Source organism: Pseudomonas sp. 11/12A (assembly GCF_000800055.1).
Lineage (GTDB): Bacteria > Pseudomonadota > Gammaproteobacteria > Pseudomonadales > Pseudomonadaceae > Aquipseudomonas > Aquipseudomonas mohnii.
Genome location: NZ_JUGV01000001.1, coordinates 5,294,640 through 5,310,550, shown reverse-complemented (window position 1 = coordinate 5,310,550; position 15,911 = coordinate 5,294,640). Strand labels below are relative to the sequence as shown.

Here is a 15,911-nt window from a genome sequence, read left to right as displayed (position 1 = left end):
CCTTCCCGTGTCTGCAAGGTTATTACCTTGGTCATGACGGTCACACGCCCGAGCGTTGGCTGTCGTGACGACATTTCATGTACCCAGGGATGGACTTAAATCATGACCTCTTCAGACACGACCTCAACCGATACCCGCCTGCTGCGTCCCCTGCGGCCGGATGCTGAGGTGGCTTCACAGGCCTTGAGCATTTTGCACCTGTTTGCCAATCGCCCCACCTTGCGAGAAACGGCTCGAAGGACCTTGCAACAAGTCCTGGATGACCTGTTTCCCAGTCTCGATATCAAGGCTGCAAGCGCTGCCGTACTCGAACCTCGGTGGAATGAAACCCCGGGAGGGTCAAGCTTTGCGGGTTATCTAAGCTACGGACTGACGGATCTGTTGCTCGAAAGTTACTGGAAGGGCAGTTGCAGGGCTTTCAGTGACAAGAGCTTTCTCTCACGCTACTCCAACGTAGAAACGCCTCCAGCCATTAACGTTGAATTGAGCGAAATCAGCGAGGTGCTCGATGAATGGGGGCCGCAGTTGCTGCAGTGCTATCAACAAGAGCTGGTCGACTTCTGGAGCCAATCGAGCGGGAACGACGCCGGTCTCTGGCAGCGACTGCGCGATCTGTTCCGAGAGCAACTGCGGATAGCCTCCCAAGCACTTGCCGGTGAAGCACTGCTGGCGGTCCAGGGCGTGCTTGATTACCCCGATAACACCCAGCGCGAAAGGGTCCAGGGCGATGCGGCGACCCAAGCTGCCGTGACATTCGTGTATGAGGACGTCAGCACCGCCACTGCGGATGATGTGCTGGTCCTGTCGATGACCCGCAATGTGGGTGGGCGAACCATTGCGCTACTGTTCACATTGTCCGGCGGAATCGAAGTATTCAGCTCCGAGGAAGCCATGACGCGATCCTGGTTTGGTGTGCGCCGCGCGGGACGCCTGTCGCTAAGAAACTACTGGCCTGAACATGACATTTTCGACGCACTGACCCTGAGTCTTCTCGAGCGTCAGCTGCAGGTTATTGCGGCAATCAAACCCGAAGTATTCGCCGACTTGCCGACGCTCGAACGACGGCTGGAACAGGTCAGTAGTCCCTCGACGTTACTGGGTGCCTTTCATTCAGGTCATGAAGCCAGGTTGTCGACGCTGGAAGACTTGTTGCCATCATGGCTAAAGCAAGCCAGTCCGGCTGATCGCGTTGCTTACAGCAAATTGCTGGCCTCGCAGGCGGGCCAGAATCGAACCGGTACCACATTCCTGTCGGACATCGCGCCCATTCATGAGTATGCCGAGCAGGCATTGAAGGCGCTGATGGTCGCAGACGATCCGACCCGAAAGCTTATCAATGTGCGCGATATCGAGGTGACGCAGCAGCGGTTGGAGAACACGGCGTTCGAAATCATTGATCCGCCATTTCCCGAGCCTCGCTACCAGACAACCCGCTCGGCATTTTCGCAACTGGCCGTGAAAAATATCGGCGCGTTGCCCCTGGTTCCATCGCAGATCCATTATCGCAACGGCGAACCACCGGCGTGGCTGACCTATGACTATCTGAGGGACCTGACCACTCGCGCCGACATCGGCCAGCGTTATCCCGACCTGTTGCAGCGCAAATTGCGGGGTGACTCCGATGAGTCCCAAAGGCGACGAGAACAATTTCGCGCAAGCATGAGCATTCAACTGCCGCTGTTGGCACTGGAACTGAAAATCCGCAAGCGCTTGTCCGATCCGGCTTATCGACAGGTTGTCGCCGCCCTGCAAACGGCCGCGGTCGATCGTCAGGTCGAGGGACATGCCATGGTGGTCAGACCGCTGGGATTCCAGGCTGGAGCCGACTCCAGAACGGACTACGTCTTGAACATGTTTGTGATCGGCCCGCAGGAGCTTGGACGCGGGCCACACATTCTCTACCGACCTGCTTCGGACGAACCAATGCTCGAGTTTGTCTCGTGGGCAGATTTGTTGAGCGCCATTCAGGAGGATGAGTCATTGCAGCGCAGCGTGCTTGCCGGGCTGGCACCCTCGATTCGCCACATCTATGCCAACGGCGGCTTCGTGGAGCCCCATGTAGGAGGGGTCATTCTCGGTGAGTTCGACGTGCTCCAGTTGCAACGCGTCTCGCTCGCCAGCGCGGTCTCAGTGGACGTGTTCAGCGCGCTGTACCGGGCTTGCGCCCAGGCACTGATCGAGCAGGCCAAAGGTGATTCCGTATCGAACTCAGAGGCCCGCTGGGATCAACTCAAGGACTTCGGGTGGGCATTGTTCAACCTGTTACAACCATTGTTGGACGGCCCATTGGCTACTATCGGCCTTTTGGTCCAACTCACCAAAAGCATTGAAGGGCTTGTTCAACGCGAAAATGCCGAGCATCGATTGGAAGCAGCGGCAGATGTGTTGATGAACCTGGCCTTGATACTGGTGCACTCGGGTTCGCCCGTGCCTGCGATTGCGCGCACCGAAGCGTCTGGCGTTGTCGGCGAAACCGCGCTCGATCTGCGCATCCTGCTCGACAATAAAATTGACAGGCGGCCTGTCGGCCCTTTCGGGGGAGAGCCGAAGCTGTCTTTTGGCTGGAACAGCGCGCGAGGCCAGTTGTCAGCTCCACAGCTGGCCAATCTCAACTCATTCAAGCTCTCGGTGCCGCTGCGCGGAGATTCGTTGGTCAAATCCGGCGAGTTTCGCGGGCTATATAAGCAAGGCGGCAACGTGTATGCCTGCATCGAAGATGACTGGTTTCGGGTGTCGCCTACATTGGATGGGGTTGTGATCACCGATCCGACGAGCGCGTCGCGCAGGGGCCCCTGGTTGAAAAGCGATGAGCAGGGTCGCTGGAGTTTCGATTTCCGCCTACGGCTGCTGGGAGGCATGCCGCTTAGTGTTCGGGCCACAAGGAAGCTTGGAAAACTGGAGAAAAATGCGCGAGATCTATTGGCCGGATACGACGGGCAGGTGGCTGAGGCCAGGCGGATGGCCAAATCCGATCGTCCGCCGGCCGATGTAGAAAGTCTCATCATGAACCAGGCTGACCCGTTTGACGCTGCCGCCTACAACATCGAGGCGTTGACCCGGTCGGCGGGTGAAGTGTCATTAGAGCCAGTCGTCGATCAATTGAGGAATACAGCCACGCGCCTTCGGAAGCTGGCACAGCAAACACGCATTGAAATGTACAAGTCGCGGAATCCGACCGCGGGGGCGGTGGAGTATCTGTTGGAGGCAGAAGAGATAAGCATCCGCAAGGTCGGCGGGCGAACCGACAGCTCTGGGGGTAAAGGCACTGACTTTTTGCAGGAATACGAGATCCGCGATACCGACAACAATGTGCTGTGGTATGCCCATTTTCACTACCCGACAAAAGAGGCTGCTCCAGATTCCTTTGCCAAGGCGCATTTGAAAACGGTCGCGCAGCGCCGCCTGGGCCTGAATTTTCAGAAGGATCAACAGGCGGCTGGCCACGCAGTGACCAGCATATGGCGTGGCGACATTAGCCGAACGACGGCCAGGCAGGTGTTTTTCCATCAATAGACTGAAGTTACAGGGCAAGCCTTCCTGACGGCGACGGACAGGAAGGCTTGCTAGTTTGCTACCGGCCCTGTTTGCCTCAGACCAGCTCGCCACAGAGGTCGAGTTCTACAAGTCGACGGACTTCGCTCGTTTCCAGCCCCGCCCCCAACAACCCGTGCAACTTGCCGAACGCCGCTTCACGGGTCATGCCGCCGCCGGACAACACACCGACCCCGCGCAAGCGACTGCCGGCCTCGTATACATCCAGCTCGACGCCACCTTCATGGCACTGCGTAACCGCCACCACCACCACGCCTTTGTCCCGCGCTCGCCCCAGGCTGGCGAGGAACGCCGGATTGTCGCTGGGCCCGGTTCCACTGCCATAGCACTCCAGCACCAGGCCTTGAATGCCGCTGGCGAGCAAGCCGTCCAGTACCTCGGCGCCGATGCCGGGGAACAGTGGCAGTACCGCGACGTTCGCCAGTTGCCTGGGTTGGTTGTAGTTCAACTGTGGAGCTATCGAAGTTGCCTTCACGCCGCCGCCCTGACGTTCCAGGCGCTTGAAGGGATGGCGGCCGAAACTGCGTACTTTCGCGCAGCGGGTCGGTGCCAACAGCTCGCCATGGAAGTACAGGTGCACACCCGGTGCCAGGCCTTGGCCCAACGCAACCAGCGCGCCGCTGAGGTTTTCCCAGGCATCGCTATCAGTGACGCCGGCCGGCAGCATGGAGCCGGTGAAGCACACGCGGGCCTGCAGGCCGAGCAACTGGAAGCTCATCGCCGCAGCACTGTAGGCCAGGGTGTCGGTGCCATGCAGGATCAGCACACTGTCGCAGCCTTGCACGTCAACGGCATCGACCACGGCTTCACGCAGTTGCTGCCAGTAGGCCGGGGTCATGTTGGCGCTGTCGATCAGCGGCGACATCTCGCGAAAGCGCCACTGCGGCACGACCCGTTCCGGTTGGCTGTGCAGGTACTCGCGCATGCGCGCTTCGAAACCGGAGGCCGGGGCCAGACCATGGGCGCTGGCTTGCATGCCGATGGTGCCGCCGGTGTAGAGCACCATGACGTGCTGGGCGGCAGGGTAGTTCGAGGAATTCATGGGGATTCTCCGGAAGGAAGAGTGCCTGTGGAAGTGAGCTTGTTCGCTTCCACAGTTTTTCGAACTTTAACTGACGGGCGCGGAGTATGCGCCCGTCATCTACCCGTCAGCGTTGCGCTGCAGGTACGCCATGCGGTTCGGCTTGGGCCTTGGTGGCGGCTGGCGGATTGGCCGGCCACGCCTGGCGATCCAGATCCAGGTCCGGGAACTTGGCGGAATCGAACACCGGCGTCTTGATCCCGGCGGCGCGCTGGTCGTCGTAGTCGCGCAGGATGCGCATGCCGACCTTGAACAGCAGGAACAGCGCGATCAGGTTGACGAACGCCAGCAGGGTCATGGTGATGTCGGCGAAGGCGAACACGGTGCCGAGGTTCTCGATGGCGCCCCAGAAGATCAATACCAGCACCAACGCACGGTAGCCCATCAGCGCCTTGCGGTTTTCGCCGATCAGGAAGCGCAGGTTGCTCTCGCCCAGGTAGTAGTTGTAGAGGATCGAGGTGAACACGAACAACGCCAGCGCCACGGAAATGAACATCCGGCCCCAGTCACCGACCACGGCGGCCAGGGAGTTCTGGGTCAGGGCGATGCCGTCGCCTTCGAAGCCCGGGGTGTAGAAGCCCGAGAGCAGGATCAGCAGCGCGGTGCAGGTGCAGATCACGAACGTGTCGAGGAATACGCTGAAGGCTTGCACCACGCCTTGTGCCACCGGGTGCTCGACCGACGCGACAGCGGCCACATTGGGCGCGCTGCCCAGGCCCGCTTCGTTGGCGAACACGCCACGCTTCACGCCCATGACGATGGCGCTGCCGATCAGGCCGCCGAAGGCCTGGTCCAGACCGAAGGCACTTTTGACGATGGTCATCAGCATGGCTGGAACGTGATCGAACTGCAGCACGATCACGTAAAGGGTCACGCCGATGTACACCAGTGTTTTCACCGGCACCAGCAGGTCGGCGACCTTGGCGATGCGCTTGATTCCGCCAATGAACACCAGGCCCAGCAGCACGGCCAGGCCGATGCCGGTGTAGGTCGTGTCCAGACCGAAGGCATTGTTCAGTGAGTGGGTCACGGCGTGGGCTTGCAGGCCGTTGAAGGCGAAGCCGAACGTCACCAGCAGCAGGAATGCCATGAGCATGCCGAGCCCGCGTTTTTGCAGGCCATGCTGGATGTAGTAGGACGGGCCGCCCCGGTAGGTACCGTCGGCATCGGCGCGTTTGTAGAGCTGGCCAAGGGAGCATTCAAAGAAGCTGCTGGACATGCCGACCAGCGCGGTCACCCACATCCAGAACACCGCGCCTGGTCCGCCAAGGGTCACGGCGATGCCGACACCGGCGATGTTGCCTGCACCGACGCGGCCGGCAAGGCTGAGCATCAGGGCCTGGAACGAGCTGAGTTGCCCGGCGCTGCTTTTAAGGCTGTCGCGGAACACGGCGAACATGTGGAAGAAGTGACGCAATTGAACGAAACGCGAGCGGATCGTGAAATAGCTACCGAGCCCGACAATGAGCACGATCAGTACTTTCCCTGAGAGGAAGTCGTTAATGACTTCGAGCATGGATTTTTCCTCGCTGTTTTTTGTTTAGGCAAATGCTGGCCAGACGGACACATTGCGTTACACCCGTTGGCGCTCGGCACAACAGGCGGGTCGATGTTCGTCCCGGTTTCATATCGCGGGTTTGTTGTTAGGTCGGGTTTCGCAGGGGTTGAGCTTTTGCTTCTGTCGCGGATAAAAAAAGGGCCTGGAGAATGATCTCCAAGCCCTCAAAAGGTGAGAGGTGTCTAGTCCCTCGACCTGGTGAGCGGTGCTACAGGTAACGCGTCGGATCAGGCTTTAAGCGGAACCAGACGCGGAGCAATCATGTTTTCCGGGCGCAGGATGTCGGCGAGCATGGCGTCGTCGAGCAAGCCTTCTTCGCGCACCAGTTCCAGCACGCCGCGGCCGCTTTCGAGCGCGATGCGGGCGATGCGGGTGGCGTTTTCATAGCCGATGTACGGGTTCAGTGCGGTGACCAGGCCGATCGAGTGTTCGACCAGTTCACGGCAGCGCTCTTCGTTGGCGGTGATGCCGACGATGCAGTGCTCGCGCAGCATGTCCATGGCGCGTTGCAGCAGGCGGATCGAGTCGAAGATCTTGAACGCGATCAGCGGCTCCATCACGTTCAGTTGCAGCTGGCCGCCTTCGGCCGCGATGGTCAGCGCCAAGTCGTTACCGATGATCTGGAACGCGACTTGGTTAACGGCTTCCGGGATAACCGGGTTGACCTTGCCTGGCATGATCGAGCTGCCCGGCTGACGCGCTGGCAGGTTGATTTCGTTGATGCCGGTGCGTGGACCGCTGGACAGCAGGCGCAAGTCGTTGCAGATCTTCGACAGCTTGACCGCGGTACGCTTGAGCATGCCGGAGAACAGCACGAACGCGCCCATGTCGGAAGTGGCTTCGATCAGGTCGGCTGCCGGTACCAGCGGATGACCGCTGATGGTTGCCAGGCGCTGAACGGCCAGGTGCTGGTAGCGCGGGTCGGCGTTGATGCCGGTGCCGATCGCGGTGCCGCCCAGGTTCACTTCGGTCAGCAGTTCAGGTGCCAGCGTTTTCAGGCGTGCCAGGTCTTCGCCCAGGGTCGTGGCGAAAGCACGGAATTCCTGGCCGAGGGTCATCGGCACGGCGTCTTGCAGCTGGGTACGGCCCATCTTCAGGACGTGGTTGAATTCTGCACCTTTGGCGGCAAACGACTGAATCAGGCTGTCGAGGCTGGCCAGCAGCGCATCGTGACCCAACAGCAGACCCAGGCGGATAGCCGTCGGGTAAGCGTCGTTGGTCGACTGCGCCATGTTCACGTCGTTGTTCGGGTGCAGGTACTGATATTCGCCTTTCTGGTGACCCATGGCCTCCAGTGCGATGTTGGCGATCACTTCGTTGGCGTTCATGTTGGTCGAAGTGCCAGCGCCGCCTTGAATCATGTCCACCACGAACTCTTCGTGGAAATCGCCGCGGATCAATCGTGCACAGGCTTCGCTGATGGCCGCGTGCTTGGCTTCACTGAGGTGACCCAATTCACGGTTGGCGTCAGCGGCGGCTTGTTTGACCATGGCCAGGCCGACAACCAGCTTCGGGTAGTGCGAAATCGGAACGCCGGAGAGACGGAAGTTGTTCACCGCTCGCAGGGTCTGGATGCCGTAATACGCTTGAGCCGGTACTTCGAGTACGCCAAGCAGGTCTTTTTCTGTGCGGAAAGATGCAGCGGAGGACATGATAGAAATCATCTCGATATGGACCCGGTCTGTGCCGGAACACTGCAAATGCTAGGCTTGTGAAGAAATTTGGGCCAATGCTGTTAAACACTGGCCTATGCACATTCGGCATAATGCCTATGTGACGCCGTGTGTGCGGCGAGCGTGTGACCTAAATTGGTGCGTGTCCGGGAGGACGTGATGAATCTGGAAAGCAAATGGCTGGAGGACTTCAGTGCCCTAGCTGCCACCCGCAGCTTCTCCCAGGCGGCGGAACGGCGTTTCGTGACCCAGCCGGCGTTCAGTCGGCGGATCCGCAGCCTGGAAGCCGCGCTGGGCCTGACGCTGGTCAACCGCTCGCGCACGCCGGTGGAGCTGACGGCGGCGGGGCAGTTGTTCCTCGTCACCGCGCGGACCGTGGTCGAGCAACTCGGTGAGGTGTTGCGTCATTTGCATCATCTGGAAGGCGGGCAGGGTGAAGTAATGCAGGTCGCTGCCGCTCACTCGCTGGCGCTGGGGTTCTTTCCGCGCTGGATCGCCCAACTGCGCAACGAAGGCCTGAACATCGCCACACGATTGGTGGCAACCAACGTTGGCGATGCGGTGCATGCCTTGCGGGAAGGTGGCTGCGACCTGATGCTCGCGTTCTACGACCCGGATGCGGCCATGCAGATGGACCCGGAAATCTTCCCTTCGCTACACCTGGGGCATACCGAGATGCTCCCGGTTTGCGCGGCGGATACAGAGGGCAAGCCGCTGTTCGATCTGGAAGGTGAGGGCAGTGTGCCTTTGCTGGCCTACAGCGCGGGCGCGTTTCTCGGTCGCTCGGTGAACATGCTGTTACGTCAGCGAGCGTTGCGCTTCACTACCATCTACGAAACCGCCATGGCCGACAGCCTCAAAAGCATGGCGCTGGAGGGACTGGGCATCGCCTGGGTGCCGCAATTGAGTGTGCGCGCCGAACTGGCGCGCGGTGAACTGGTGGTCTGCGGCGGTCCGCAATGGCATGTGCCACTGGAAATTCGCCTGTATCGCTGCGCGCTGGTGCGCAAGGCGAATGTGCGGTTGTTGTGGCGCAAGCTGGAGGGTGGGGCGGCGGGCTCGACCATCTGACAGAAAATAAAGAGTGAAAGCCGATGATGCGTTCACTCTTTTACAGTGGCGGGGTTAATCGGGTTTTTATTGTATCTCTTCGAGATATTTGAACGGATTGAATCGACCTGTCATGAAACTTTCCTGATGAATAATCCAGTCGTTATCAGTCTATGCTCGCCAAATAATTCTTTATGTTCTGTCGGTTGGCAGGGCTGAAGAGATAACAGTTGGATGTAATGCCTCCAGGTTTTGGTGTCATGTAAGTTTCACACCACCAGCCGTTGTATTGGATTTCCGAATCTTCATGCCTGGCCCCTAGTAAATGGCCAATTTCATGGGCGGCATAGTTGTAGCCGGTCAGCGATGCGATTGCGCTTATTCCGGTAAATAACGGTGGGTGGACACGAGCTATACCTGCGATCCTGTTGTTCATGTCTTCGTTGGTGACCAGGAGCACTTTGGTCGGTCGGTCAATTATGAACCCTTCTGCGAGTCTTTTCTCCAAATAGCTGACGCACATGTTTTCCCAGCGCGATGAGGTGATTTGTTCGTTTTCGTTTTTATAATCAAAGTTGCTGTAGGGCGCGAGGCGGCCAAAGATCACGTAGACTTTACGCTCGGTGAAACTTTCCAGCTCGGATATGAGCGGCTGGAAGTAGTCGGCATGAAGGTTTTTTCTTGTTGATTCCGGTACGTCATCGTGAATGACCACGAAAATAGTAATTGGTTTCTTCTTGGTGGAGTCGGCAGTTGGGCTCATCCTTGAATCCTTTAGTTGTCTTGTGAATGTTGCAAGCTTTGTTTGCTTATAAAGTTCCAGCGGATTAAATCTAATGATGATGTATTGTTTTTGCGAGTTGGCGTCTGTTGCTTTGTATTGCGTTGAATTAATAGTGCCAACTTTTGGCGGTTAGAAGTTTGGGTTCTCGAGAGTAATTAAGTCGTCATCTGAAACAGCTGTCCCAGCTGACTTTGGAGTCAGTTTAAATTCCGGCAAGGCGAATGACAGATGGTCGCAAGAGGGGCTGTTTATCTGGCGTATTGCGGTATACTGCGCGGCCTTCGGCCGGTTCGCCCGGCCATAATTCGTACAATCAAGCCACGCATTTTGCGTGGCTTGTTGTTTTTTGATGCGCCTGCGGGCGCCCAGAGAGAAGAGGCACGACGATGAGTGCATTGGTTGGCGTGATCATGGGCTCCAAGTCCGATTGGTCCACCCTTAGCCACACCGCCGATATGCTGGAAAAGCTCGGCATCCCCTACGAGGTGAAAGTGGTCTCTGCCCACCGCACCCCGGACCTGCTGTTCCAGTACGCTGAAGAAGCCGAGGCGCGTGGCATCGAGGTGATCATCGCCGGTGCCGGTGGCGCGGCCCACTTGCCTGGCATGTGTGCGGCCAAGACCCACCTGCCGGTGCTGGGCGTGCCGGTGCAGTCGTCGATGCTCTCGGGTGTCGATTCGCTGCTCTCTATTGTGCAGATGCCTGCGGGCATTCCGGTCGCCACCCTGGCCATCGGCAAGGCTGGCGCGATCAACGCCGCGCTGCTGTCGGCGAGTATCCTGGGCGCCAAGCACCCGCAGTTCCACGCGGTGTTGAAAACCTTCCGTGCTGAGCAGACAGACAGCGTCCTGGAAAATCCAGACCCACGCATCGCCTGAGGTTGTTGACGATGAAGATCGGTGTAATCGGTGGCGGCCAGTTGGGCCGCATGTTGGCGCTGGCGGGTACTCCGCTGGGCATGAACTTCGCTTTTCTGGACCCGGCGCCGGACGCCTGCGCTGCGGCATTGGGTGAACACCTGCGCGCCGACTACGGTGACCAGGATCACCTGCGTCAGTTGGCCGATGAAGTCGATCTGGTGACCTTTGAGTTCGAGAGCGTCCCGGCCGAAACCGTGGCGTTCCTGTCGCAATTCGTTCCGGTTTATCCGAGTGCCGAAGCCTTGCGCATTGCCCGCGATCGCTGGTTCGAGAAGAGCATGTTCAAGGACCTGGGGATTCCAACCCCGGCGTTTGCCGACATTCAGTCGCAAGCCGATCTCGACGCCGCTGTGGCCTCCATCGGTCTGCCGGCCGTGCTCAAGACCCGCACCCTGGGTTACGACGGCAAGGGCCAGAAAGTTCTGCGCACCCCTGAAGATGTGGTTGGCACGTTTGCCGAGCTGGGCAACGTCGCCTGCCTGCTGGAAGGCTTCGTGCCGTTCACCGGTGAAGTCTCGTTGATCGCCGTGCGTGCCCGAGACGGTGAGACCCGCTTCTACCCGCTGGTGCACAACACCCACGACAGCGGCATCCTCAAGCTGTCCGTGGCCAGCACCGATCATCCGCTGCAAGCCCTGGCCGAAGACTATTCCAGCCGCGTGCTCAAGCAACTGGATTACGTGGGGGTGATGGCGTTCGAGTTCTTTGAAGTCGACGGTGGCCTCAAGGCCAACGAAATCGCCCCGCGCGTACACAACTCCGGGCACTGGACCACCGAAGGCGCCGAATGCAGCCAGTTCGAAAACCACCTGCGCGCCGTGGCCGGCCTGCCGTTGGGTTCGACGGCCAAGGTCGGCGAAAGCGCCATGCTCAACTTCATCGGCAAAGTGCCGGAGACCGAGAAAGTCCTGGCCATCGCCGATTGCCACCTGCACCACTATGGCAAGGCATTCAAGGTCGGGCGCAAGGTCGGTCACGCCAACCTGCGTTGTGCAGACCGCGAGACGCTGGCCGCGCAGATCCTCAAGGTCGAAGCGCTCATCGCCGAATAGTTTCATGTGGTAGCGGCGGAACCATTCAGGGGCGCCGTTCTCTCATGGCAGGATGCGAAAGTCTGGCTAGGCTTTCGCATGACTATCCATTCAGAGGGAAATGCCATGGGAATTATCGGAACCATCTTTATCGGCCTGATCGTCGGCCTGCTGGCGCGGTTCCTGAAACCGGGCGATGACAGCATGGGCTGGATCATGACCATCCTGCTCGGTATTGGCGGTTCGCTGGCGGCTACTTATGGCGGCCAGGCATTGGGCTTTTATCAGGCCGGCCAAGGTGCGGGTTTCATTGGCGCACTGGTGGGCGCCGTCGTATTGCTGGTGATCTACGGCCTGATCAAAAAGAACTGATTTAAGCGACAAAGCCCTCTCGGCCGCGTACGCCGAGAGGGCTAGAATGCTCGGCGTCTCACCGTCCTCCCTTTACCGAGCACTTTCATGCGCCGTCTTCTTTTGACTCTTCTTTTCCTGGGCACGGGCCTGGCTCATGCCGCCGAACTGCCGGAAACCGACTGGCTCGAACTGATGCCCAAGTCGGACCAGAAAGCCCTCGAGGCCATGCCCGAAATCGACCACAACTCCCCCGAGGCCAATGGCACCTTTACCGAAAAGGGTGGCATGAAGCAGAGCAAAGGCCTGCCGGCGGTGATGTATTCAACCAAAACCGTAGCGTCGATGAACGACAAGAACATTCGTATCGGTGGTTATCCGGTGCCGTTGGAGACCGACGCGAAAGGACGCAGCACGCTGTTTTTCCTGGTGCCGTACCCGGGTGCCTGCATCCACGTGCCGCCACCGCCACCGAATCAACTGGTGCTGGTGCGTTATCCGCAAGGTTTGAAACTCAACGACATCTACACACCGCTGTGGGTGACCGGCACGCTGAAGATCGAGAAGGTCAGCAATGACCTGGCCGATGCGGCGTATGCACTGGATGCGGCGAAGGTGCGGGTGGTGAAAGAGTCGGATCTGTAACGGCAACACTAAAACATTGCGGGAGCGAGCTCGCTCCCACAGTGGTTTTGTAGTGCGGCTTAGAGCGGCTTGCTGGCGATGCTGACGCCCAGGGTATGGCTTGCACCCGGCGCCAGCGAAACCACATCACCCATCACATTCGCCGTCTCGATGCACAGCATGCGCTGCCAGCCATCGTTGGCCATGTCGCTGAACGCGGCGGCGCGCTCGATCCATGGGTTCCAGATCACTGCGGAGCGCGAACCACTGCTGGTCAGCGCGATGCGGCGCTCCCAGGCTGGATCGACGATGCTCAGCGTCGCCGGGGTATTCAGGTAGATGCGATCCGTCTCGCCGGTAAAGCGCAAGTCGCCGGACTGAGTGACGGTTTTCCAGTCGTCCAGCGTCTCGATGTAATCCAGGCCATCCAGCCCTTCGACATGCACGTTGCGCACATCGCTGACGGCGAAATAGCTGTGTAGCGCCTGGCTGATGGTGACGTTTTCAGCGCCCTGGTTGTGGCTGGTCAGGTGGATATGCAACTGTTCATCCAGACGAATGCTCAGCGTCAAGTCCACCTGATGCGGCCAGCCCGGCAGACCGCCTTCGGGGTAGGGCAGGAGGAATTCGATCTTGAGGCTATCGCCCTCTGCTTCTATGCCGCCCAGTTCCCAGTCCATCGCTCGCACCAGGCCGTGAGCTGCGGCCGGTTCGTGGCTGACGCGCATCGACTGAACGCTCTGCGGGTTGCGCGCCAGGTTGCCGAACCACGGCCAGCAAACCGGTACGCCGGCACGAATGCTCTTGCCCGTCTTGAACACCGCCTCGTCGTTGAGCCAGATCAACGGTGGCCGGCCGGCCAGTTGATAACTGAGGATCTGCGCACCTTGCTGGGCGACCAGCAATTCGGCCTGGCCGTGGCGGATGCGCCAGCAGTTCAGTTCATCCAGTTTCACGGCTTCAACGTTGGGCGTGTTCATGGGGCAGCTCTCGATCGGGAACAATGACGACTACAGACTGCAAAAAGATCGCCGGGTTTAACGAGGCGTTTTATTAACGAGCTCTGGGCGGAACCGAACGGGTGCGGCCGCTGCCATCGATGGCGACGAACACGAACACCGCTTCAGTGACTTTACGCCATTCGCTGGACAGCGGATCGTCGCTCCAGACCTCGACCATCATCTTGATCGAGCTACGGCCGATTTCCAGTGCCTGCGTATAGAAGGAGAGCTGAGCGCCCACCGCCACCGGTACCAGGAACGCCATACGGTCGATCGCCACCGTGGCCACGCGCCCACCGGCAACCTTGCTGGCCATAGCGGTGCCAGCCAAGTCCATTTGCGAAACCAGCCAGCCGCCGAAAATATCGCCAAAGCCGTTGGTTTCGCGAGGAAGGGCGGTGATTTGCAGGGCCAGGTCGCCTTGCGGAATCGGATCTTCTTGTTCGAGCTCTATCATGCCGGGGGGCCTCTGACCCGTGACTCTTCGTTGGTATTGCTGGTGGTAGCCGTCTTCGCGAAAAACGATCCAAGCACCGAACATACTACGTTCGTCACGTTTTTCTTAAGGCGCCTAAAGGGAAACTCTGCGAAATCGCCTATGAACCTGACAGGCGTTTTCGCACAGCAACCCTTTCGAACTGCAGCGAGATTGCGAGTATATCGGTCGGTAGACTCCGAGACGACCGTCCGGTTCTCATTTTGACTGTCAAAAACGCGCCTCTATGTGCTTTTTCGAACAATTTGTTATGGTGCCGGTCCTGCCCGAGCCCTTGCCAGCGTTGTTGGGGCGGCAGATTTGACTATAAGAGAAGCCCTTGCCATGACCACAGCGCCCTCGAGTATCGCGCAGCCAAGCCAACCTGCACGTCCGCTGACCCGCAACGACTACAAGACCCTATCGCTGTCGGCCCTGGGCGGCGCGCTGGAATTCTACGACTTCATCATTTTCGTGTTCTTTGCCACGGTGGTGGGGAAACTGTTCTTCCCGGCGGACATGCCGGAGTGGCTGCGCTTAATGCAGACTTTCGGCATTTTTGCCGCCGGCTATCTGGCTCGACCACTGGGCGGCATCGTGATGGCGCACTTCGGCGATCTGCTGGGGCGCAAGAAGATGTTCACCCTGAGCATTTTCATGATGGCGGTGCCGACCCTGATCATGGGCCTGCTGCCGACCTATGCGCAGATCGGCATGTGGGCGCCTATCCTGTTGCTGCTGATGCGGGTGATCCAGGGCGCGGCCATCGGCGGCGAAGTGCCGGGCGCCTGGGTCTTCGTTTCCGAGCACGTACCGCAACGGCACATCGGCTACGCCTGCGGCACGCTGACCAGCGGTCTGACGGCAGGCATCCTCCTGGGATCTCTAGTGGCGACGGCGATCAACAGCCTGTACACCCCTGGGGAAGTGTCGGATTACGCCTGGCGGATTCCGTTCCTGTTGGGCGGTGTGTTTGGCCTGTTCTCGGTGTACCTGCGCCGCTGGTTGCACGAAACCCCGGTGTTCGCCGAACTGCAATTGCGCAAGGCCCTGGCCGAGGAAGTCCCGCTGCGTGCGGTGCTGCGTGACCATCGTGGTGCCATCGCGATTTCCATGCTGCTGACCTGGCTGCTGTCCGCCGGGATCGTGGTGTTGATTCTGATGACCCCGACCGTGTTGCAAACGGTCTATCACTTCTCGCCAACCACATCCCTGCAGGCGAACAGTGTGGCGATCATTTTCCTTAGCGTGGGTTGCATCATTGCCGGCGCATTGGCCGATCGTTTTGGTGCGGGGCGGGTGTTCGTATTCGGTTGTGCGGCCCTGCTGGCCAGCTCCTGGACCTTCTACCACAGCCTGGCCGACCATCCTGACTGGCTGTTCCCGCTGTATGCCCTGACCGGCCTGCTGGTCGGCACCATCGGTGCGGTGCCGTACGTCATGGTCAAGGCGTTCCCGCCTGTGGTGCGCTTTAGCGGCTTGTCCTTTTCCTACAACGTGGCCTACGCCATTTTCGGTGGCCTGACGCCGATGATCGTCAGTTTGTTGCTCAAGGAAAGCCCGATGGGGCCGGCTTACTATGTGGCGGTGCTGTGTGGCGTCGGGATTGTGGTGGGCGGTTATCTCTGGAAGAAAGGGCGCTGATCCCGCGGTCCTCTGTGGCTGTACCGGTCCTATCGCTAGCAGGCTAGCTCCCACATTGAAATGCATTCCAATGTGGGAGCTAGCCTGCTAGCGATTTGGGGCGCCCCGAATCACCCGGTAAAAACGCGATGCTGGCCTTTCATCCAATTGTCATATTTCAGCCATAG

At 59.3% G+C, this 15,911-nt stretch carries 13 protein-coding genes; 7 read left to right on the top strand and 6 right to left on the bottom strand.

Features of this window, described 5'->3' with window-relative positions:
* Positions 1-102: 102 nt before the first annotated feature.
* The gene (locus GQ39_RS24490; protein ID WP_047535229.1) at positions 103-3,513 is read left to right on the top strand and encodes a dermonecrotic toxin domain-containing protein; all 3,411 of its coding nucleotides are present in this window, start codon (positions 103-105) and stop codon (positions 3,511-3,513) included.
* A 76-nt stretch (positions 3,514-3,589) separates the two neighbouring features.
* Here GQ39_RS24490 and GQ39_RS24485 read toward each other — a convergent pair whose 3' ends face one another.
* The 3 genes from GQ39_RS24485 to aspA all read right to left on the bottom strand — a co-directional run bounded on the left by GQ39_RS24485 (position 3,590) and on the right by aspA (position 7,843).
* Complete coding sequence (locus GQ39_RS24485; protein ID WP_047535228.1) at positions 3,590-4,594, bottom strand: asparaginase; 1,005 nt, start codon at positions 4,592-4,594, stop codon at positions 3,590-3,592.
* Positions 4,595-4,700: 106 nt separating this feature from the next.
* Positions 4,701-6,149, bottom strand: coding sequence for an alanine/glycine:cation symporter family protein (locus GQ39_RS24480; protein ID WP_047535227.1), 1,449 nt, complete (start codon positions 6,147-6,149; stop codon positions 4,701-4,703).
* A 269-nt stretch (positions 6,150-6,418) separates the two neighbouring features.
* Complete coding sequence (aspA, locus tag GQ39_RS24475; protein WP_047535225.1) at positions 6,419-7,843, bottom strand: aspartate ammonia-lyase; 1,425 nt, start codon at positions 7,841-7,843, stop codon at positions 6,419-6,421.
* A gap of 180 nt (positions 7,844-8,023) precedes the next feature.
* On the opposite strand from aspA, the gene GQ39_RS24470 reads away from it, so the two are divergent.
* Positions 8,024-8,935, top strand: coding sequence for a LysR substrate-binding domain-containing protein (locus GQ39_RS24470; RefSeq protein ID WP_047535223.1), 912 nt, complete (start codon positions 8,024-8,026; stop codon positions 8,933-8,935).
* A gap of 145 nt (positions 8,936-9,080) precedes the next feature.
* On the opposite strand, the gene GQ39_RS24465 is transcribed toward GQ39_RS24470, so the two are convergent.
* Positions 9,081-9,677: a hypothetical protein gene (locus tag GQ39_RS24465; RefSeq protein WP_052193630.1), complete on the bottom strand. Its 597-nt coding sequence runs from the start codon at positions 9,675-9,677 to the stop codon at positions 9,081-9,083.
* 407 nt (positions 9,678-10,084) lie between these two features.
* On the opposite strand from GQ39_RS24465, the gene purE reads away from it, so the two are divergent.
* The 4 genes from purE to GQ39_RS24445 all read left to right on the top strand — a co-directional run bounded on the left by purE (position 10,085) and on the right by GQ39_RS24445 (position 12,645).
* Positions 10,085-10,576 (top strand): 5-(carboxyamino)imidazole ribonucleotide mutase, encoded by a 492-nt coding sequence (purE, locus tag GQ39_RS24460; protein WP_017341565.1) that lies wholly within the window; start codon positions 10,085-10,087, stop codon positions 10,574-10,576.
* An 11-nt stretch (positions 10,577-10,587) separates the two neighbouring features.
* Complete coding sequence (locus GQ39_RS24455; protein WP_047535216.1) at positions 10,588-11,670, top strand: 5-(carboxyamino)imidazole ribonucleotide synthase; 1,083 nt, start codon at positions 10,588-10,590, stop codon at positions 11,668-11,670.
* A gap of 105 nt (positions 11,671-11,775) precedes the next feature.
* Positions 11,776-12,021, top strand: coding sequence for a GlsB/YeaQ/YmgE family stress response membrane protein (locus GQ39_RS24450; RefSeq protein ID WP_047535215.1), 246 nt, complete (start codon positions 11,776-11,778; stop codon positions 12,019-12,021).
* Between the two features lie 87 nt (positions 12,022-12,108).
* A complete protein-coding gene (locus GQ39_RS24445; protein WP_047535212.1) occupies positions 12,109-12,645 on the top strand; it encodes a DUF3299 domain-containing protein in 537 nt (178 codons plus the stop codon).
* 59 nt (positions 12,646-12,704) lie between these two features.
* Here GQ39_RS24445 and GQ39_RS24440 read toward each other — a convergent pair whose 3' ends face one another.
* The gene (locus GQ39_RS24440; RefSeq protein ID WP_047535210.1) at positions 12,705-13,604 is read right to left on the bottom strand and encodes a D-hexose-6-phosphate mutarotase; all 900 of its coding nucleotides are present in this window, start codon (positions 13,602-13,604) and stop codon (positions 12,705-12,707) included.
* Between the two features lie 73 nt (positions 13,605-13,677).
* Positions 13,678-14,082, bottom strand: a complete 405-nt coding sequence (locus GQ39_RS24435; RefSeq protein WP_047535207.1) for an acyl-CoA thioesterase — start codon at positions 14,080-14,082, stop codon at positions 13,678-13,680.
* Positions 14,083-14,445: 363 nt separating this feature from the next.
* Between GQ39_RS24435 and GQ39_RS24430 the strand changes: the two genes are divergently transcribed.
* On the top strand, positions 14,446-15,744 hold the full coding sequence (locus tag GQ39_RS24430; RefSeq protein ID WP_047535205.1) for an MFS transporter: 1,299 nt from the start codon (positions 14,446-14,448) through the stop codon (positions 15,742-15,744).
* Positions 15,745-15,911: the final 167 nt, after the last annotated feature.